Here is a 19,927-nt window from a genome sequence, read left to right as displayed (position 1 = left end):
AGCAAGCTTCCTCAAAGATTTTCACCCCTTGCGGCGGCGGCAGCGCCAGTTCCAGTCCCGCTCGGGGCCGACGTCGATATGCACCGATTCGGTGTGGCAATAGGTGCCGACGCCGCCGCGGCCGGGCATGGCGCGCGCGAATTTGGCCAATTCCCACTTGCTGACGCCGGGAATCTGCACGTCGACTGCGGCGCAATACATGTGCAGCGAATTCTTGGCGCCGCGAGCCCGCCGGTTGTGCGACGGACTGCGATAGCCCGACGTGATGATCATCTTCTTTCCGTAGTAGCGCTCTACGGTTTTCAGCACCCGGACCAGCGACGGCTTCAGGCACGCCACATCGACGCGGTCGGTCTGCTTGAGCAGGCCGTTCGGTGCAAGCCGCGCCAGGCCTGCGGCGGAAGCCAGCACCGGCCCGCCATCCTCATCCTCGTGCAGGTCGACGTCGCTGTCGTCGTCTATGCCGGATTTGCGCTTGATCTCGAACAGGGCGGTCTGGCGGACACCGGGCAGGGCGTTGTCGTCGCCGAGCGAAGCCATCCTGACCGGCTTCTCGGCCGGCTTCGCGGACGCCAGCGTGATGATCGGCTTTGATTCGGCCTCGGTCTCGATGAGCGGTTTCGTCTCGCTGGCTTCCCTCTGCCTGATGGGCGAGGGTGCGGCCGACGCGGGAGCGGCGCCGAAGAAGGCCGACAGGAATCCCTTTTTCTTGGGAGCGATTGGCTGGGCGGCGGGCATTTCGCCGGCAGTCACATAGACGGCGCTTTCCGCAGCGGGCTTTGCAGCTTCAGTGGCCGGGGCGGCAGTGGCCTCCGTAGGCTTGGCTTCCGCAGCGGCCTGGGCAGGCTTAGGGGTCGGGACCGCCGAAGCCGTGGCCGGGTCAGCGGCGGCTTCGGCTTGCTCCGGCTTGGCGGTTTCAGCAGCCTGGGCTGGCTTGGCTGCGGGAGCAGGGGAGAAGAGAGCCGACAGGAGGCCCTTTTTCCTGGGCGCCGGCTTAGCGGCGGGCGTTTCGTCCGCGGCCGCATTTGTCGCGGCAGTTTCAGCGGGAGCCTCGGCACCCGCGACGGATGCTACCTCGGCGGGTTTTGCGTCGGCGGAATCGGCCTTGGCTTCGGCGGTCGCCTCGGCTTGCGTGGACTTCGCGGTTTCTGCCACCGCCGCCGGCGTGGCGCCAGCTTCCGCGATTGTCGTCGCGGCGGTTTCGCCGTCCGGCTTCGATGCAGGGACGGATGCGACCTGTGTAGGCAAGGGAGTATCGCCTTCGGCGTTCATCACCGGCTGCGGCGCGACGTCGACGCCGGCAGACTGCAGATCGCCCGACGAAGCGTCGTTTGCGGAAGCCGCGGTCGCATTATAGCCGGGCATGCCGATTTCGAGATTGGGGTCGGTCGAGGATGTGCAGGACGCCAGCAGAATGGAAAACAGCACAGCCGCAGCGGCGCGGCCATTCCGTTTCGCAAAGCGCGAGCCCGCTCTCAAACCGGATCCCCTCCCTAATATTCGCGCCGATACGTTTTGTTGTTCCGGCAATCAAAAATCAAAAACTGTGCAGCCGTGCAACCGAAGCGGAAACAGGACCTACGAATCTGTAAAGCAGATCGCCAATTATCCGGCTACGGTCCGAATAAGGCAACATCAAGGTTGCAAGAACACCATTTCGCCTGCTTTTACGCGCGCGTCAACTCACGGCTGGTTTCGGCGGTTCACACGCGAACCTTGACGTATGTTCCCGGCGCGTCGCCGAGCACTTCGATCCGCTTGCCGGGAACCCTCGCCGGGACGCGCCTCGCGTCCTTCGCCTGGATCCATTCCTGCCAGTGCGGCCACCAGGAGCCGGCGTTTTCGGTGGCTTTTGCAATCCATTCATGGAAATCGCCCACCGGCTTGCCGCCGGTCCAGTATTGGTACTTGTTCATCGAAGGCGGGTTGACGACGCCGGCGATATGGCCGGAACCCGCCATCACATATTCCACGTCGCCGCCGAAATACTTGCAGCCCAGAAAGACCGAGCGGGCAGGGGCGATGTGGTCTTCGCGCGCGGCGAGGTTGTAGACAGGGATGGTGATGTCGGCGAGCGAAAGCGTGCAGCCGGCCAGTTCCATGCTGCCCTTCGCCAGATTGTTCTCAAGATAGCAGTTGCGCAGGTAAAAGGAGTGATTGGCGGCCGCCATGCGCGTCGAATCCGCGTTCCAGTAAAGCAGGTCGAACGGTGTCGGATCCTTGCCGCGCATGTAGTTGTTGACGACATAGGGCCAGATCAGGTCTCCCGAGCGCAGCATGTTGAACGCCGTCGCCATCTTGGTGCCTTCGAGATAGCCCTTTCCGCCCATCGCCCGTTCGACGGCGGCGATCTGGTCCTCATCGACGAACACCTTCAAATCGCCGGCATAAGTGAAATCGACCTGCGTGGTGAAGAACGTCGCCGATTTGATGCGGTCGTCGCCTTCCTTCGCCAGAAGCGACAGGGCGGCGGCCAGAAGGGTGCCGCCGACGCAGTAGCCGATGACGTTGACGTCCTTTTCGCCGGTCGCCCTGTCTACAATGTCGAGCCCGTATTGAAGGCCCTCGCGGACATAGGCTTCCCACCCCTTCATGCCGTGGCGCGAATCCGGGTTCACCCACGAAATGACGAACACCGTGTGCCCCTGCTCGACTGCCCAGCGGATGAACGATTTCTGCGGGTTGAGATCGAGAATGTAGAACTTGTTTATCCAGGGCGGGCAGATCAGCAGCGGCCGCTTGAGCACCGTCTCGGTTGACGGCTCATATTGCAGGATTTCGGCGACATCGCTGCGGCCCACGATCTTGCCTGGCGTCACCGCCACGTTCTTGCCAAGCTCGAAGGGGGAGTAGTCGGCCTGCCTGAGTTTCAGATCGCCCTTGCCGGCGGCTATGTCCTCGGCCAGCATCTTCATGCCGCGCACAAGGTTTTCGCCATTGCTGGCCACCGTCTCGCGAAACAGCTCCGGGTTCGTCAGGATGAAATTGGACGGCGATATCGCGTTGGTGACCTGCTTCACGTAGAAGCTGGCCTTGTGGCGGGTGTGCTCGTCGAGGCCGTCGGCATGCTCCACGAGGTCGCCGGCCCAGCGCGAGGTCACCAGGTAGGCCTGCTTGAGGAAATCGAAGAAGGCGTTCTTGCCCCATTCCGGATCCTGGAAGCGCTTGTCGCCCCGATCCGGTTTGGCGGCATCCTCAACTTCTTCGCCTGCCGCGACGCGATGGAGAGATTTCGACCAGACGTCCAGATAGCCGGAAAACAGCCGCGTCTGCGCCTCGAGCGCCCGTGACGGGTCCGACAGCCAGTATTCGGTGAGCTTGGAGAAGGTCTTGACCATGTCGGCCATCGGCTCGGCGACGCTGTCGCGGACCTCGCCTTTTTCGCGCGGCTCCGCCCAGGCCGAGGCGGCCTTGCCGGCCTGCTCGATCATGCGCGCGATGTTCAGCGCGAAGCGTTCCGGGTCCTTGACCAGGTATTGCTCGACCGATGAAGTGTCGGCGTCAGTCTTGCCCGAATCGGGTGTCTTCGACATGGTTCGCACTGTTCTCCCAGGGCGTGTTATTGACACAATACCATGACACGGCGAATAGGGTCTAAATAGCAACTGACCGGGATTTATTGCAGCCCGCCGGGGAAAAATATGACGCAGCGCCTTGGTAGGAAGAAATTTTGGGATTTGCGGTGGCGCCTCGCGGCCGTGATCGCCGCCGTCTGCCTTGCACCCGGCTGCGCCACCTCAACTACCGGGGACGCTGCTCCTACGGCGGCGGCAACGCCGGCCGAGCAAGCTCCCGCGATCGCTGCGACCGAAACAACTCCGGCCACAATCTCCGAGGTTCAGCTGTCGTCAGGCGAGCCGAGGGACACCGGTACGTTCCCCAATCTCAACATCCCGCCGCAATCGGCGGCCGAACAGATCAGCGCGCAGCAAAAGGCGGCGAGGCTCGCGGAACTCAAAGCCGCGCAGTCGGGGCAAAAGGCGCCGCCCGGCAGCGCCGGTACGAGCGCCTCGAAGGCCAGATTGAAGAAGCTCGCCGCCTCGCACGCGACCGAGGCGCTCGAGCAGATCGAAAAGAACTGACGCTCGACCGCCAATCCGATTGGGTATATATCGCGGCGCAACAAAACGCCTGTTTCGTGGGACTGATATGGAAGAAGAATTTCACAAGGTTCGCCGGCTTCCGCCATACGTCTTCGAACAGGTCAACCGCCTGAAGGCCAGCGCCCGCTCGCGCGGCGCCGACATCATCGATCTCGGCATGGGCAACCCCGACCTGCCGACGCCGAAATCCATTGTCGACAAGCTCTGTGAAGTGGTGCGCGATCCGCGCACCCACCGCTACTCCTCATCGCGCGGCATTCCCGGACTGCGCCGGGCTCAGGCAAACTACTACGCCCGCCGTTTCGGCGTGAAACTCGATCCGGAGACGCAAATCGTCGCCACGCTGGGCTCCAAGGAAGGCTTCGCCAATATGGCGCAGGCGATCACAGCGCCCGGCGACGTCATTCTCTGCCCGAACCCGACCTATCCCATCCATGCCTTCGGCTTCATCATGTCGGGCGGCGTCATCCGTTCGCTGCAGGCGGAACCCGACGCCGGCTTCATACCGGCGCTGGAGCGCGGTGTTCGCCATTCGATCCCAAAACCGCTGGCGCTGATCCTCAATTATCCGTCCAATCCGACGGCGCATGTCGCGACGCTCGACTTCTACAAGGACGTGGTCGCCTACGCGAAGAAGAACGACATCATCATCCTGTCCGATCTCGCTTATTCCGAGATCTATTTCGACGGCAATCCGCCGCCGTCCGTGCTGCAGGTTCCAGGCGCGATCGATATCACTGTGGAATTCACCTCGATGTCGAAGACTTTTTCGATGCCGGGCTGGCGCATGGGATTCGCTGTCGGCAACGAACGGCTGATCGCGGCGCTCACACGCGTAAAATCGTATCTTGACTATGGCGCGTTCACGCCGATCCAGGTGGCGGCGACGACGGCGCTCAATGGGGATGGCGCCGACATCGCGGAAGTGCGCGACATCTACCACAGGCGCCGCGACGTGATGGTCGATTCCTTCGGGCGGGCCGGCTGGGTTATTCCAGCGCCGGCTGCGTCCATGTTCGCGTGGGCGCCGATACCCGGGCCGTTCAGGCATCTGGGCTCGCTCGAATTCTCGAAGCTCCTGATCGAGCATGCCGACGTCGCGGTGGCGCCCGGCGTCGGCTTCGGCGAGCACGGCGACGACTTTGTGCGCATCGCTCTGGTGGAAAACGAGCATCGCATTCGCCAGGCTGCGCGCAACATCAAGCGCTTTTTCACGTCGTCGGCCAAGCAACCCAACAACGTGGTTCCGCTCGCCGCGCATCGCTGAGCGATCATTTCATAGCAGTCTGAGGGACATTGCCGCACATGGCCGAAGCTTTGCGTATTGGAATTGCCGGCCTCGGCACGGTCGGCGCGTCGGTGGCGCGCGTGCTCTCGGAAAAGGCTGCAGAACTGACCCGGCAATGCGGCCGCGAAATCGTCGTGACCGCCGTCTCGGCGCGCGACAGGACGCGCGACCGCGGCGTCGATCTCGGCGGCGCCAAGTGGTTCGACGATCCGGCCGAACTGGCAAGAAGCGCCGACATCGACGTATTCGTCGAGCTGATCGGCGGCGATGACGGGCCCGCCCGCGCATGCGTGAAGGCGGCGCTCGAAGCCGGCCGGCACGTCGTGACCGCCAACAAGGCGCTGCTTGCCAGGCATGGCGTCTTGCTGGCCGAGATTGCCGAGAAGAAGGGCGTTCTCCTCAATTACGAGGCGGCGGTCGCCGGCGGCATTCCGGTCATCAAGACCATGCGCGAGGCGATGGCCGGCAACAGCGTTTCGCGCGTCTTCGGCATTCTCAACGGCACCTGCAACTACATCCTCACCCGCATGGAGGCCGAAGGCTTGTCCTTCGACGCCTGCCTGAAGGACGCACAGCGCCTCGGCTACGCCGAAGCCGACCCGACCTTCGACATCGAAGGTCACGACACCGCACACAAGCTGGCCATCCTCACCAGCCTGGCCTTCGGCTGCAGGATCTCTGCCGACGACATCTACATGGAAGGCATTTCCAACATCAGCCAGGCCGACATCCGCGCTGCCGGTGAACTCGGTTACCGCATAAAACTCCTGGGCGTCGCCCAGATCACAGAGAGCGGCATCGAACAGCGCGTCCACCCGACCATGGTGCCGACGGCCAGCGTCATCGCGCAGGTGCACGGCGTCACCAACGCCGTCGCCATCGAGACCGATATTTTAGGCGAACTCCTGCTTTCGGGGCCGGGGGCAGGGGGCAACGCAACGGCGTCCGCCGTTGTCGGCGACATCGCCGATATCGCCAAAAGCCGCCCCGGCTTCCAGCACGGGCCGGTTTTCGGCCGGCCGGCCAAGGAATTGAAGCCGTACAAGCGCGCCCGCATGCGTTCGCATGAGGGCGGCTATTTCATCCGGCTCACCGTGCACGACCGCGTCGGCGTCTTCGCCGCCGTCGCCAAGCGCATGGCAGACAATGAAATCTCGCTGGAATCGATCGTTCAGCACGCCGCCGAGCCTGAGGCAGGCACGGCAAAGACCGTCATCCTCGTCACGCACGAGACCACCGAGGCCGCTGTGCGCAAGGCGGTGGACGGCATCACCAAGGACGGCCATCTGACCGACAAGCCGCAGGTTATCCGCATCGAACGCGCCGGCTAAGGTGTATTGATCTTCAGGTGATGCCGGCCTGCAAATGGCGGTTTTCTGTGCTTCCGGTACTCGCGTACCTGAATGTACGCTCCGTTCCGGTTCTCGAAATCCGCCATTTTGGTCGCTGCGCGCCCATCTTCGATTCCGGCTCGGCCTGACCTGAATCTCAACCCACCTCGGCGCGGAGCAGATGTTAATCGATTGATGTCTGTTTGCGGCCGAATTACCGCTCGACGGGTCTTGCTGTTGTCACAGCGCTTTGACAGAAGAAGCCGCCGCCCGGTTCCGGGCCGTTCAATTTCCATAGGGACATTCACATGGCGAAAAATAGCGTCGTCGCCGGCCTTGACCGGATCCTCACCATGGAACTCGTTCGCGTTACCGAGCGGGCGGCGGTCGCCGCCGCCAGGCTGCGCGGCCGCGGCGACGAGAAGGCAGCCGACCAGGTCGCGGTCGACGCGATGCGCGCTGAACTGAACCGCCTCGACATCAAGGGAACCGTGGTGATCGGCGAGGGCGAGCGCGACGAAGCGCCGATGCTTTATATCGGCGAGGAGGTCGGTTCCGGCGATGGGCCAGAGGTCGACATAGCGCTCGACCCGCTGGAAGGCACGACGATCTGCGCCAAGAACCTGCCCAACGCATTGGCGGTCATAGCCATCGCCGAAAAGGGCAGCCTGCTTTTCGCGCCGGACGTTTACATGGACAAGATAGCCATCGGTCCGGGTTATCCGGACGGCGTCATCGACATCGATGCGTCACCCTACGAAAATATCCGCAACCTCGCGGACGCCAAGCGTGTGCCGATTTCGGAGATCACCGCCTGCATCCTCGACCGGCCGCGCCATGCCAAGCTGATCGAGGCTGTGCGCAACACCGGCGCGGCGATCCGCCTGATCGGCGACGGCGACGTTGCCGGCGTCATCCACACGACCGATCCGGACGAGACCGGCATCGACATCTATCTCGGCACCGGCGGTGCGCCGGAAGGTGTGCTGGCGGCCGCCGCACTGCGCTGCACCGGCGGCCAGATGCAGGGCAGGCTGTTGCTCGATACGCCCGAAAAGGTGGCGCGCGCGGCGAAGATGGGCATTACCGATCCGAAAAAGGTCTACCGAATCGAGGAAATGGCGCGCGGCGACGTTTTGTTTGCCGCCACCGGTGTGACGGACGGCAACATGCTCGCCGGCGTGAAATTCGGCCGCAATTCCATCACCACCGACACGATCGTGCTGCGCTCCTCGTCGCGGACGGTGCGCGAAATCAAGGCAAGGCATCAGGATCTGGACAAATTCTGAGCCGGATCAGCCCTTCCACGCCCGCGCGGCGCTGCACTTTCGAGGCGGATGGCTTATCCTGCGCCCATGGATAACCTTTCGAATCGGGGCATGATCGTCGAGAAGCGCAGCTTTCTGGGCGTCAAACGGTCGGTGACCGGGCTTGCCTGGGAACACCGCCTGAACGAGCGCCAGGAGATGGCGGCGCTCGCCATGGCGCAGGGACATGGCGTGCCGGATATCGTCGCCCGAGTGCTCGCGGGGCGAGGCGTCGGCGTCGACGAGGTGGCGACCTTCCTCGATCCGACGGTCCGGCAATTGCTGCCCGATCCGGTCACGCTGACCGACATGGAAGCGGCGGCAGCCCGCATCGCCGACGCGGTTCTCCGGCACGAGAAGGTGGCGATCTTTGGCGACTATGATGTAGACGGGGCCGCGTCCTCCGCGCTGCTGAAACGGTTTCTGTCGCATTACGGCGTCGAAGCCGAAATCTATATTCCCGACAGGATTTTCGAGGGTTACGGTCCCAATCCTGAAGCGATGCGCGAACTCGTCTCGCGCGGCGCCAGGCTTATCGTCACCGTCGACTGCGGCACCAACAGCGCACCCTCGATCGACGCCGCCCGGCAGATGGGAGCCGACGTCGTGGTTCTGGACCATCATCAGGTCGGCGGCCCGCTGCCCACAGGCGTTCCGGTCGTCAATCCCAACCGCGAGGACGATCTTTCCGGGCAGGGCCATCTTTGCGCAGCCGGCGTGGTCTTCCTGACGCTGGTCCAGACGGCCAGGGTGCTTCGTGCGGCGCTGCCGGATGCACCGCAGCCCGATCTTTTGTCGCTGCTGGATCTGGTCGCGCTCGGGACGGTCTGCGACGTGGTGCCGCTGACAGGCGTGAACAGGGCGTTCGTGGTCAAGGGACTGCTCGCCATCCGCCAGCAGAAGAACGCCGGCATTTCGGCGCTGGCGCGCGTCTCGCGCATAGGCGAGCCGATCAACACCTTCCATCTCGCTTTCCTGATCGGTCCGCGCATCAATGCCGGCGGACGCATCGGCGACGCCGCACTCGGCAGCCGGCTGCTCGCCACCGACGATCCGGTAGAAGCCGGCAAAATTGCCGAAACGCTCGACCGCCTTAACCAGGAGCGCCAGGCGATGGAGCAGGACATGCTGGCGGAGGCCCGCGCCGAAGCCGACGCCGAGCTGGCCGGTGGGGCAGGGCCGGCGGTCATCGTCACCGCCAGCCAGAAGTGGCATCCGGGCATCGTCGGCCTGATCGCCTCGCGGCTGAAGGAACATGCGCGCCGTCCCGCCTTCGCCATCGCCTTCAACGCGAACGGTGTCGGCACCGGTTCCGGGCGCTCCGTCTCGGGCTTCGACCTGGGCAAACTGGTGCGGGAAGCGGCCGAGCGCGGTCTGATCGTCAAGGGTGGCGGCCACGCCATGGCTGCCGGCATCACGGTTAAGCGCGAGAAACTGGGAGAATTGCGGGCGTTTTTCGAGGAGCGCGCCTCGGCCGACGTGTTCCGGCTGCAGGACGAGGAGAGCCTCGGCATCGACGCGGCCCTTGCCGCCGACGGGGCGACGCCATCGCTGCTCGAATCGCTGGAGCGCGCCGGACCGTTCGGGGCGGGGCACCTGCCGCCGGTCTTCGTGCTACCGCGTCATCGGGTGGCCGATGTGCGCTTCGTCGGCACCAACCACATTCGCGTGGATCTGCAGTCGGACGCAGGCGGGCGGGTGCAATCGATCGCCTTTCGCGCGGTGGACACGCCGTTGGGCGACTTCCTGATCAAGAGCAGGGGCGCACATATCCATGTCGCCGGCTCGCTGTCTGCGAACTATTGGAACGGCAACAAGACCGTCCAGTTTCGCCTGATCGACGCGGCGATGGCTTAGGCCAATACCGTCTGCAGCCGGGTCAGGTCGGCCATCTGTGCCATGGTTGCCTCATAGCCGAGGCGGATCGCTTCGTCGGCGCGGTGGAATTCGGTGAGGCCGATATGGCCGAGCTTCGGCTGCAGCGAAAGGTCGGGTGGATCGCCGGCAAGGCGGGCCCGGGAAATGCGATCCTGGATGATGTTGAAGGCTTCGACCATCACGCCGGTGATGCCGATGCGCGCCTCGCGCGTGTCGGCATTGTGCCGACCGGGGGCAGGGGCGTCCTGTTCGACGGTCAGTTCGCCGGCGCTGTGCTTGATGACGGCGGCGCGGCCGAACAGATCATAATGCAGGTTCACGGCCACGACCAGCCGCTGCTCGTACGCGCGGCAGACCGAGACCGGCACCGGATTGACCAGCGCACCGTCAACCAGCACGCGCTTGTTGACCAGGACCGGTTCGAAAACGCCGGGCAGGGCATAAGAAGCGCGCATCGCCGTGATCAGCGAGCCGTCCGACAGCCATATCTCGTGGCCGGTGCGGATTTCGGCGGCGACGCAGACGAACGGCTTCGACAGGTCGGCGAACGTCTTGCCGTTCATGTGCTCCTGCATGCGAGCATTGAGCTTCATGCCGCCGAACAGGCCGCTGCCGCCGATATGCAGGTCGAGCAGCCCGAACAGCCGGCGCTTGGTCAGGCTGCGGGCGAATTCCTCCAGTTCGTCGAGCTTGCCGGCCAAATAGCAGCCGCCGACCAAGGCGCCGATCGAGGTGCCGGCGATCATGTCGATCTGGATGCCGGCCTCGTCGAGCGCGCGCAGCACGCCGATATGTGCCCAGCCGCGCGCTGCCCCACCGCCGAGGGCCAGTGAAATCCCTGATTTCGGAAGCTGTATTTCGGTTGCGCCGCCGGAGGATGAGGGGCCGTTCGCTTCGCGCACATCCACCCTGCTACGCAAGGACGCCCATTCGAGCATCAAAATCTCCCATGTCCCGGGTCGAGTCTACCCAAGGTCAGTATCGAAAGAATGAATTTATGTAATTTTCAAGTCAGGGCGGTTCACTCTGCGTTACGATATGTTTTCTTTGCGTCGAACAAAGGCTCACCGCCGTCGTCGCGGAGTGTCGCGATGCCGTCTTCAAGCCCCACCGTCCGATAAAAGCAAGAACGCCGTCCGGTGTGACAAGTTGCGTCGTGGCCCGATACATTTACGCGCAGCCATACTGCATCCTGATCACAATCAGTGCGCAGTTCCGTGATGTACTGCACATTCCCTGAAATTTCGCCTTTTTTCCATATCTTGCCGCGCGAGCGAGACCAGTAATGCGCGATGCCGGTCTCGATCGTCAGCGCCAGCGCTTCCGCATTCATGTGCGCGACCATCAGGAGCATGCCGTCGCGCGCGTCGGTGACCACCGCGGTGACCAGACCAGCGGCGTCGAAACGCGGGGCGAAGACGCCGCCCTCTTCAAGCGCCTGCTTGTCCGATGGGCTTTCTGGAAAATCGATGCGGGCCATTGCCGGCTCCTTTTTCGCGGAACCGGCAGCCGAGCTTGACTTAGCCCGCGTAGCCGTTCCGCACCATTGTTACAAACCGGAGCTGCTCTTCGGGACTGTCCTTGAACGCGCCGGTGAAGGTCGAGGTCAGGGTGGTGGAGCCCTGTTTGCGAATGCCGCGCATGGCCATGCACATATGTTCGGCCTCGATCATGACTGCGACGCCGCGCGGATTTAGCACGTCCTGAATGACGCCGGCAATCTGCGCCGTCATCGCCTCCTGGGTCTGGAGACGGTGCGCAAAGATGTCGACGACGCGGGCGATCTTGGACAGGCCGACCACCTTGCCGTCCGGCAGATAGCCGACATGCGCGCGGCCGATGATCGGCACCATGTGGTGCTCGCAATGCGAATGGAAGATGATGTCTTTGACCAGGACCAGATCGTCATAGCCGGCGACTTCCTCGAACGTGCGGCCGAGTTCTTCGGCGGGACACATGTCGTAGCCGTTGAACATCTCGCGGAACGCCTTGGCGACCCGCTTCGGCGTGTCCTGCAGGCCTTCGCGGTCCGGGTTGTCGCCCGTCCAGCGCAACAGCGTCAGTACCGCGGCTTCCGCTTCAGCCTGGGTCGGCCGATGGGTCTCCGGCTTGTCCATGTATTCCGAGCGGGGCATGAGTTTCTTGATAACGGCGTCCATGAAAGGTGTCTCCCGTAGTTCCCCTCAACGGAGGAACGAGTTGAACGGACCACTTCCTTTCGCGGGCCGCTCAAGGCCCGAAAGCGGGGTGGAAGCGCCCCGGCTGGCTGGGCTGCCGAAGTGGCTGCCTTGCTGTCGCCGGGGCACGAGCATTATATAGGAGCTTACCGAGCGATTGGAAGACGCCGAAGCGCTATGGCCTGTTCTCGAAACGGCGGCAGATTGGAACAAAATGATCGATGACGTGTACAATGCGAAAATTCTGGCGTTTGCCGGAAATATCGCGCGGATCGGCCGGCTCGAACACCCGGACGCCACCGCCATGGCGCATTCGAAGCTCTGCGGATCGACTGTGACGGTCGATCTCAACATGCGGGACGGCGTCGTCACCGATTTTGCGCACGATGTGAAAGCCTGCGCGCTAGGCCAGGCATCGTCCTCGATCATGGCGGCGAACGTCGTCGGCGCCACGGCGGAAGAACTGCGCGCTGTGCGCGAAACCATGCGAAAAATGCTCAAGGAAAACGGCGCGCCGCCGGAAGGCCGCTTCGCCGACCTGAAATATCTCGAGCCGGTGCGCGACTATAAAGCCCGCCACGCCTCGACCATGCTGACATTCGACGCGGTGGTCGATGCGATCGGCCAAGTCGAGCGCAAGCGCACCGAAGCGGCGGCGTAGGCGAGGAAGACATGCGCCCTTCGGAAGCATTGGCCAAACACCGCGAACAGGTGCGCGAAATCATCGCGCGCTACCCGGTGACGAATCCACGCATTTTTGGTTCGACGGCCAGGGGTGAGGACACAGAGGATAGCGACCTGGATATCCTGGTCGACCTGGATATCCTGGTCGATCCGGAATTCGGCGTCACGACGTTCGTGCATCTCGGCGAACTGGAGGCCGAACTCAGCCAGATACTTGGCGTTGGAGTTGACGTTGTTACGCCTGGCGGGCTCGTCGACGCGGTGGCGGAGCGAATTCGGCCGGAGCTGTCGGCGTTGTGAAAAAGGACGTTGAACAACAGTTCCTCGAATATTGTCGCCACATCGTTCAGTGGGGAGACCGTATTCCAGGTTTCATCAAGAACATGACCTACGAGCAGTTCGCACGCGACGAGATCACTCATCTCGCTGTCTGGAAATGCGTCGAAATTCTGGGTGAGGCATCGGCCAGAATAATGCGGCTAAGCGAGGACTTCGAAATCCGCTATCCGCAACTGCCACTCAAACAGGCATATGCCATGCGCAATCAGCTGACACATGGCTATTCCACCATTGATCTCGGTATACTGAGGACTACGGTCCAGAATTTCGTTCCGCCGATGATGGAGGAAGCGCGATTGATCTTGGCCAATTCGGGCAGGGCGCATTGACCGCTGTTTCCACTCGCAACTGGCCCGGTCCCTGGCGCAAGACGCCGGGCCGTGTGCTCGGAACGTCGCTGGTCCGGCTCTACCAACTCACGCTGTCCGGCTTCGTCGGCAATTCGTGCCGCCACCTTCCCACCTGTTCGGAATACGCCCATGAGGCGATTGCCCGCCACGGGCTGTGGGCCGGGGGGTGGATGGGGCTGTTCCGCGTCATCCGCTGCGGACCGGGCGGCACGCACGGCATCGATCGCGTGCCCGAAACGCTGGCGGACCGCTATCGCTGGTTCAAGCCGTGGCGGTATTGGCGCATTGGAAAGTCAGCCAGCCGCTGAGCTTTCTCAACGCGGCAATCTTTACGCCGAAAAAAACATCCACTAGAAACACCGCTCGCCGCCGGACGCATCCGGCATCACCACCCGCGCTCGTTTGCGGGACTGGATAGATGGAGAACTGCCTTGTCGAATCCCGTTTCCCTGACATTTCCCGATGGTTCCGTCCGCGACTACGGCGCGGCGATGACCGGCGCCGCCGTTGCTGAGTCGATCTCGAAGTCCTTGGCCAAGAAGGCGGTCGCCTACACGATCGACGGCGTCTTGCGCGACTTGTCGGATCCTCTGGGGCGCTCCGGGACAGTCGAAATCGTCACTCGCGACGACCCGCGCGCGCTGGAACTCATTCGCCACGACGCGGCGCATGTGCTTGCGGAAGCCGTGCAGGAATTGTGGCCCGGCACCCAGGTGACGATCGGCCCGGTGATCGATAACGGCTTCTACTACGATTTTGCGCGCAACGAGCCGTTCACGCCCGAGGATTTTCCCTCGATCGAGAAAAAGATGCGCGAGATCATCGGCCGCAACAAACCGTTCAGCAAGCAAGTGTGGTCGCGCGAAAAGGCGAAAAAATCTTTCGCGACAAGGGCGAGGCCTACAAGGTCGAACTGATCGACGCGATCCCCGAGGACCAGGATCTCAAGATATACTTCCAGGGCGATTGGTTCGATCTTTGCCGCGGACCGCATATGGCTTCGACCGGCCAGGTCGGCAGCGCGTTCAAGCTGATGAAGGTCGCCGGCGCCTATTGGCGCGGCGATTCCAACAATCCGATGCTGACGCGCATCTACGGCACGGCATGGGCCGACCAGGCGCAGCTAGACGCTTACCTGACCATGCTGGAGGAGGCGGAAAAGCGCGACCACCGCAGGCTCGGCCGCGAGATGGACCTGTTCCATTTCCAGGAAGAGGGGCCGGGCGTCGTGTTCTGGCATTCCAAGGGCTGGAAGATGTTCCAGAACCTGATTTCCTATATGCGGCGTCGCCTGGGCGACGACTATGAGGAGGTCAACGCTCCCCAGGTGCTCGACAAATCCTTGTGGGAAACTTCGGGTCACTGGGGCTGGTATCAGGAGAACATGTTCGCGGTGAAATCCGCGCATGCCTTCATGCACCCGGACGACCAGGAAGCGGACCAGCGGGTGTTCGCGCTGAAGCCCATGAACTGCCCCGGCCACGTCCAGATCTTCAAGCATGGCTTGAAGTCCTACCGCGATCTGCCGATTAGACTTGCCGAATTCGGCAACGTGCATCGCTATGAACCGTCGGGTGCGCTGCACGGGCTGATGCGCGTGCGCGCTTTCACGCAGGACGACGCTCATATTTTCTGCACCGAGGAGCAGCTCGAGGCGGAGATCCTCAAGATCAACGACCTGATGATGTCGGTCTACAAGGATTTCGGCTTCGATGAGGTGGTGGTGAAACTCGCCACGCGGCCGGAAAAGCGCGTCGGAACGGACGCTATGTGGGATCACGCGGAGGATATCCTCAAGCGTGCGCTCGCCCGCATGGCGCGCGAGGACAACCGCATCAAAACCGGGATTAACGAAGGCGAGGGCACCTTTTATGGGCCAAAATTCGAGTACACGCTGAGGGATGCTATCGGCCGTGAATGGCAGTGCGGGACGACCCAGGTCGACTTCAACCTGCCGGAGCGTTTCGGCGCCTTCTACATCGGCTCGGATTCGGAAAAGAAGCAACCGGTGATGATCCACCGCGCCATCTGCGGCTCGCTGGAGCGCTTCCTCGGCATACTGATCGAGGGTCACGCCGGCCATATGCCGCTATGGTTCGCGCCGCTGCAGATCGTCGTCGCCACGATCACTTCGGATGCAGACGATTATGCAGCGTCAGTCGTTGCCCGTTTGAAAAAGGCAGGGCTGTCAGCCGAGGCCGACCTTCGCAATGAGAAGATCAACTACAAGGTTCGCGAACATTCGCTGGCCAAAGTTCCGGTCATTCTCGTCTGCGGCAAGCGCGAGGCGGAGGAGGGGACCGTCAACATCCGCCGGCTAGGCTCGCGCGACCAGCATTCGATGTCCCTGGGCGATGCTGTCGCAAGCCTCTCCCAAGAGGCGGTCGCGCCTGATCTCAGGCGCATGCAGGACGCTTGAACCCGGAGGGTGCAGGAGCGGGGCAGCCTGGCTGCCCCTGCCTTGTTCTATTCGACATCTTCCGTGGCGCGCGCGGCCGCGGCTTCGGTCGCCACAACCTCGACTTCCTGGTTGCGCCCGCCGACCACTGTGAACTCGCGCTGATAGATGCGGTCGCGGTTCTTGGCGACGATTGTATAGTCGCCTTCGGCCAGCACCATCGAGGCGAACGCGCCCACGCTTTCCCGGACCGGATCGCCTGAATTGGTGAGTACGGACCAAGACGTGTCGGCGATCGCTTCGCCTCCTGGCTCGCGCACCAGCTTCAACGTCAACTCGGCGGCCCGGTGCTCGACGGTCGCCTCTGTGAGCTTGCCGGCCTCGACCCGTATGTCTGAACGGATGACGGCGTTGACCGTGCCGTAGGTCGAGACGACGTGATAGATGCCCGAATTCAGTCGAATCACGGTGTTTGGACTGACATCGGGAAGGATCAGCGCTCTGTCTCCGTCCGCCTCGGCCTCCGCCGCATAGATGGAAAAGCGCAGCTTATCCGGCGGAATGCGCACACCGCCGGCAAGGACGGCGTCAAGTTCCAATCCGCCTGCGTCCAGGACGAAACTTTCACGCTTCGCCTCGCGGCCGACAGTGATACGCTTTGTGGCTCCGGCGCGGCCAAAAGCTGCATGGACGAGATAACTACCAGGGTCCAGATGGAAGACGCCCGTACCGCCTTGCGATGAGGCGACCAGTGGCAGTTTGCCTTCCGGCCCGGGTTCCGGCTTGAAAACACGCCAGACCAGCCCGCGCGTTATTTCGGCGCCGCCCTCAGTCAGTTGCGCCGCAAGAGTTATCTCGCCGCCAGAGCCCTGCGCGAGCGGAGCTTCGCCCTGGGGAGGGGCAAAATTCGTGATGGTGGGCAGCTTGAGATTCGGGATCTGTTCGCCAAATTCCTGCGCCGAAACGAATGCGGGCGCAGCCGTCAACGCGGCAACGCTCATGGTCAGCGCAAGAAACCGGAAAATCCCCTCGATCATATTGCTCTTGAAGCCCATATGGGCGGCGATTTCAAGGCGTCTCGGACAGCCGGCATTCCGGGGCGAAGGCACGTGATTGCCAGTTCAACCGGGAAAGCAGCAGCATGAGTTGGCTCTGTCTCGAAGTGCCGGTCTTCTGAAGAATCACCTTCAACCGCGTACGGGTGGTTTCGATCCTGATGCCAAGAGCGAAATCCATGGAGCGTTCAATGTTCCCGCGAATCCTGTTGAGGATTTCCACTGCACAAGCTTCATTCCGACCGCCGTCTAGAGCGTTCTGGATGAGCCTGAAACTCGAAGCGGTAAGCCCGCGACCCGACAGCGTCGTCAATGCAAAAGTTCCATAATATATCTTATGCGACTTTCATTGAGGCGCATCGTCGTACGCAAACTGTGTGGAAAACCACCTGAGCCGGGCAACGCCATTGTGCGCCCGCCCCGCGTCGCGGTAGCGTCGCGCCATGCGACCATCCAGAGACATTTCACGGCTGATCGAAATCATGGCGGCGCTACGCGCGCCGGTCACCGGCTGCCCCTGGGACGTCGAGCAGTCCTTCGAGACCATCGCGCCCTACACGATCGAGGAAGCCTACGAGGTCGCCGACGCCATCCAGCGCGGCGACATGGACGATCTTCGCGACGAACTTGGCGATCTCCTGCTGCAGGTCGTCTATCACGCGCGCATGGCGGAGGAAGCCGGCGTCTTCTCCTTCGGCGATGTGGTGAACGCCGTCACGACCAAGATGATACGGCGGCATCCGCATGTGTTCGGCGATGAGACAGCGCGCAGCGCCGGCATGGCCAAGGGCGTATGGGAAAAGATCAAAGCCGAGGAAAAAGCCGGCAGGCGGGCCGAGCGGGTGGAGCGCGGGCTCGACGCCGAGGATCACGGCAAGGGTTTTCTCGACAGTGTCCCGGTAGCCTTTCCGGCGCTGACACGGGCGTTGAAACTCCAGGAGAAAGCCGCGCGCGTAGGCTTCGACTGGAGCGAGGCCGAACCGATCCTGGACAAGATCGAGGAAGAAATCGCCGAACTCCGTGAAGCAATGGGCACAGCCGGCGAAGCCGAGATCAAGGACGAATTCGGCGACCTTCTCTTTGCGCTGGTCAATTTCGGCAGGCATCTGAAGATCGATTCGGAGGCCGCGCTTGCCGGCACGAACGAGAAGTTCCGGACACGCTTTCATCACGTCGAGCGCGCTCTCGAGGCCGCTGGCCGCACGCTGGATGAGGCCACTCTAGACGAGATGGAAGCGCTCTGGCAGCAGGCAAAAGGCGTTAAGTAACGCGCCCTACCCTTTGTTATCGCGTCTTAATCTGCTTTCGATCTCTTCCCGCGCGGCGGCTGTCGCCTTCATTGAGATGGATACGCTGCCGTCCTCATTGTCGGTCCGGGCGACGACGTCGCCGTTTCGGTAAAGCCAGTCGGTTAGGCCCATCTGGTCGGCTGTCAGTGTCACGGTCACCGGCTCCAGCTCTCCCGAAAGCCGCTCTTCGATGACCGCCGCAAGGGCGTCTATTCCTTCGCCCGTGATCGCCGAAATGGCGACAGGGGGAGATGCCTTTCCGCTTCCCGCTCCATCGGCTAGCAGCCGCTCGCGATTGCCCTCGTCGAGGCGGTCGATCTTGTTCCAGACCTCGATGATCCGCTTTTCGTCCGAGGCGTCGACACCGAGGTCGACCAGTATGCGCTCGACGTCCTCGGCCTGAGCGGCGGTGTCCGGGTCGGAAATATCACGCAGATGGATGATCAGGTCGGCCTCGACTACTTCCTCCAGCGTCGCACGGAAGGCCGCGATCAGATGCGTGGGCAGATCGGAGATGAAGCCGACTGTGTCCGACAGGATCACCGGCGTGCCGTGCGGCAGCCGCACCCGGCGCAGCGTCGGGTCGAGCGTGGCGAACAGCATGTCCTCGGCCAGCACCCCTGCTCCGGTCAGCCGGTTGAACAGCGTCGATTTTCCGGCATTTGTGTAGCCGACGATGGCGACGACCGGGAACGGCACCTTCTTGCGCTTGGCGCGGTGCAGGTCGCGGGTGCGCCGCACCGTCTCCAGTTCGCGCTTCAGCTTGATGATCTTTTCCTGCAGCGCCCGACGGTCGGATTCGATCTGGGTTTCGCCGGGACCGCCGAGGAAGCCCGCCCCGCCGCGCTGGCGCTCGAGGTGGGTCCAGCTTCGCACCAGGCGACCCTTTTGGTAGTTCAGATGCGCCAGGTCGACCTGCAGCGTGCCTTCCTTGGTGCGGGCGCGCTCGCCGAAAATCTCGAGGATCAGCCCGGTGCGGTCCAGCACCTTGGCGTCGGTCGCCTTTTCCAGGTTGCGCTGCTGCACCGGGGTCAGGGGATGGTCGACGATCAGCAGTTCGGCGCCGCCCGATTTGATGATCTCGGCGATCTCCTCGACCTTGCCGCTTCCGAACAATGTCGCGGGACGCGGATCGTTGAGCGCAACGATTGCCTTGTGGACGATATCGAGGTCGATCGCCTGGGCAAGACCGACGGCTTCGTCGAGGCGCGCTTCGGGCGAGCGGTTGAGCCGAGGTCGCCCCGTATCCTCATCGGTGCGCGGACTGCGGCCGAGCAGAGGTACGATGACGACGGCGCGCGTCAGCTCGTCGCGGCCAACGTTAGCCGCGCCACCCCTGCCCTTGCGTGCCCCGTCGCCCGCGCGCTTGCCTTGAGCCAATCAGGCGCCCTGGCCGTTTTCCTCACCATCGAACATCTGAACCGGCTGGCTCGGCATGATGGTGGAAATCGCGTGCTTGTAGACGAGCTGGGAGTGACCATCACGGCGCAGCAATACGCAGAAATTGTCGAACGAAGTCACGACACCCGTCAGTTTCACGCCGTTGATGAGAAAGATTGTAAGTGGGTTTTTGCTCTTGCGAACTGAATTCAGGAAAAGGTCCTGAAGATTTTGCGTACGTTCCGCCATTGTTTTTATCTTTCGCCGATCCCCTCGATTGCGAACCAGTGCGCCAAATTTATCGGCTCATGTCAAGCGCGCAACCCATGCCCCCGCCGCAAGATGCGA

Annotated in this window: 19 protein-coding genes and 1 pseudogene; 11 read left to right on the top strand and 9 right to left on the bottom strand. The window is 62.8% G+C overall.

Annotation, left to right across the window (positions count from 1 at the left end; all coding sequences use genetic code 11):
- Positions 1 to 21: 21 nt before the first annotated feature.
- Positions 22 to 1,479, bottom strand: a complete 1,458-nt coding sequence (locus ACG873_RS10930) for a D-Ala-D-Ala carboxypeptidase family metallohydrolase (RefSeq protein WP_394891729.1) — start codon at positions 1,477 to 1,479, stop codon at positions 22 to 24.
- 224 nt (positions 1,480 to 1,703) lie between these two features.
- A complete protein-coding gene (phaC, locus tag ACG873_RS10925; RefSeq protein ID WP_394891728.1) occupies positions 1,704 to 3,533 on the bottom strand; it encodes a class I poly(R)-hydroxyalkanoic acid synthase in 1,830 nt (609 codons plus the stop codon).
- A gap of 108 nt (positions 3,534 to 3,641) precedes the next feature.
- On the opposite strand from phaC, the gene ACG873_RS10920 reads away from it, so the two are divergent.
- From ACG873_RS10920 to recJ, 5 genes are all read left to right on the top strand, one after another.
- Positions 3,642 to 4,082, top strand: a complete 441-nt coding sequence (locus ACG873_RS10920; RefSeq protein ID WP_394891727.1) for a hypothetical protein — start codon at positions 3,642 to 3,644, stop codon at positions 4,080 to 4,082.
- 67 nt (positions 4,083 to 4,149) lie between these two features.
- The gene (locus ACG873_RS10915; RefSeq protein ID WP_394891726.1) at positions 4,150 to 5,370 is read left to right on the top strand and encodes an LL-diaminopimelate aminotransferase; all 1,221 of its coding nucleotides are present in this window, start codon (positions 4,150 to 4,152) and stop codon (positions 5,368 to 5,370) included.
- 38 nt (positions 5,371 to 5,408) lie between these two features.
- On the top strand, positions 5,409 to 6,722 hold the full coding sequence (locus ACG873_RS10910; RefSeq protein ID WP_394891725.1) for a homoserine dehydrogenase: 1,314 nt from the start codon (positions 5,409 to 5,411) through the stop codon (positions 6,720 to 6,722).
- A 308-nt stretch (positions 6,723 to 7,030) separates the two neighbouring features.
- Positions 7,031 to 8,011 carry a class II fructose-bisphosphatase gene (glpX, locus tag ACG873_RS10905; protein WP_394891724.1) on the top strand — a complete coding sequence of 327 codons (981 nt, stop codon included), beginning with the start codon at positions 7,031 to 7,033 and terminating at the stop codon, positions 8,009 to 8,011.
- Positions 8,012 to 8,101: 90 nt separating this feature from the next.
- A complete protein-coding gene (gene recJ, locus ACG873_RS10900) occupies positions 8,102 to 9,886 on the top strand; it encodes a single-stranded-DNA-specific exonuclease RecJ (RefSeq protein ID WP_394891723.1) in 1,785 nt (594 codons plus the stop codon).
- Here recJ and ACG873_RS10895 read toward each other — a convergent pair.
- The 3 genes from ACG873_RS10895 to folE all read right to left on the bottom strand — a co-directional run bounded on the left by ACG873_RS10895 (position 9,883) and on the right by folE (position 12,066).
- Positions 9,883 to 10,845 (bottom strand): patatin-like phospholipase family protein, encoded by a 963-nt coding sequence (locus tag ACG873_RS10895; RefSeq protein ID WP_394891722.1) that lies wholly within the window; start codon positions 10,843 to 10,845, stop codon positions 9,883 to 9,885. The two genes, recJ and ACG873_RS10895, sit on opposite strands and share 4 nt — an antisense overlap.
- Positions 10,846 to 10,928: 83 nt before the next feature.
- Positions 10,929 to 11,387: a phosphoribosyl-AMP cyclohydrolase gene (hisI, locus tag ACG873_RS10890; RefSeq protein ID WP_394891721.1), complete on the bottom strand. Its 459-nt coding sequence runs from the start codon at positions 11,385 to 11,387 to the stop codon at positions 10,929 to 10,931.
- A gap of 40 nt (positions 11,388 to 11,427) precedes the next feature.
- Positions 11,428 to 12,066, bottom strand: coding sequence for a GTP cyclohydrolase I FolE (folE, locus tag ACG873_RS10885; protein ID WP_394891720.1), 639 nt, complete (start codon positions 12,064 to 12,066; stop codon positions 11,428 to 11,430).
- Positions 12,067 to 12,298: 232 nt separating this feature from the next.
- Between folE and ACG873_RS10880 the strand changes: the two genes are divergently transcribed.
- From ACG873_RS10880 to thrS, 5 genes and pseudogenes are all read left to right on the top strand, one after another.
- The gene (locus ACG873_RS10880; protein ID WP_394891719.1) at positions 12,299 to 12,745 is read left to right on the top strand and encodes an iron-sulfur cluster assembly scaffold protein; all 447 of its coding nucleotides are present in this window, start codon (positions 12,299 to 12,301) and stop codon (positions 12,743 to 12,745) included.
- A gap of 11 nt (positions 12,746 to 12,756) precedes the next feature.
- Positions 12,757 to 13,068, top strand: coding sequence for a nucleotidyltransferase family protein (locus ACG873_RS10875; protein ID WP_394891718.1), 312 nt, complete (start codon positions 12,757 to 12,759; stop codon positions 13,066 to 13,068).
- Positions 13,065 to 13,436, top strand: a complete 372-nt coding sequence (locus ACG873_RS10870) for a DUF86 domain-containing protein (protein ID WP_394891717.1) — start codon at positions 13,065 to 13,067, stop codon at positions 13,434 to 13,436. Before ACG873_RS10875 ends, ACG873_RS10870 begins: the two co-directional genes overlap by 4 nt.
- Complete coding sequence (gene yidD / locus ACG873_RS10865; RefSeq protein ID WP_394893446.1) at positions 13,403 to 13,765, top strand: membrane protein insertion efficiency factor YidD; 363 nt, start codon at positions 13,403 to 13,405, stop codon at positions 13,763 to 13,765. The genes ACG873_RS10870 and yidD overlap by 34 nt, the downstream gene beginning before the upstream one ends.
- 123 nt (positions 13,766 to 13,888) lie before the next feature.
- A pseudogene (gene thrS, locus ACG873_RS10860) lies at positions 13,889 to 15,876 on the top strand (threonine--tRNA ligase).
- Positions 15,877 to 15,923: 47 nt separating this feature from the next.
- On the opposite strand, the gene ACG873_RS10855 reads toward thrS, so the two are convergent.
- Both ACG873_RS10855 and ACG873_RS10850 read right to left on the bottom strand, forming a co-directional pair.
- On the bottom strand, positions 15,924 to 16,910 hold the full coding sequence (locus tag ACG873_RS10855) for a hypothetical protein (RefSeq protein WP_394891716.1): 987 nt from the start codon (positions 16,908 to 16,910) through the stop codon (positions 15,924 to 15,926).
- A gap of 13 nt (positions 16,911 to 16,923) precedes the next feature.
- Positions 16,924 to 17,223, bottom strand: a complete 300-nt coding sequence (locus ACG873_RS10850; RefSeq protein WP_394891715.1) for a hypothetical protein — start codon at positions 17,221 to 17,223, stop codon at positions 16,924 to 16,926.
- A gap of 130 nt (positions 17,224 to 17,353) precedes the next feature.
- Between ACG873_RS10850 and mazG the strand changes: the two genes are divergently transcribed.
- Complete coding sequence (mazG, locus tag ACG873_RS10845; RefSeq protein ID WP_394891714.1) at positions 17,354 to 18,178, top strand: nucleoside triphosphate pyrophosphohydrolase; 825 nt, start codon at positions 17,354 to 17,356, stop codon at positions 18,176 to 18,178.
- Between the two features lie 6 nt (positions 18,179 to 18,184).
- Here mazG and hflX read toward each other — a convergent pair whose 3' ends face one another.
- Both hflX and hfq read right to left on the bottom strand, forming a co-directional pair.
- On the bottom strand, positions 18,185 to 19,504 hold the full coding sequence (gene hflX, locus ACG873_RS10840) for a GTPase HflX (RefSeq protein WP_394893444.1): 1,320 nt from the start codon (positions 19,502 to 19,504) through the stop codon (positions 18,185 to 18,187).
- Positions 19,505 to 19,579: 75 nt separating this feature from the next.
- Entirely contained in the window at positions 19,580 to 19,828 is a 249-nt protein-coding gene (gene hfq, locus ACG873_RS10835; RefSeq protein ID WP_008838101.1) for an RNA chaperone Hfq, read from the bottom strand.
- Positions 19,829 to 19,927: the final 99 nt, after the last annotated feature.

It is taken from the genome of Allomesorhizobium aridi (genome assembly GCF_043769475.1).
In the GTDB taxonomy this organism is placed as follows: Bacteria; Pseudomonadota; Alphaproteobacteria; order Rhizobiales; family Rhizobiaceae; genus Allomesorhizobium.
This window is presented reverse-complemented; position numbering and strand designations above follow the sequence as displayed.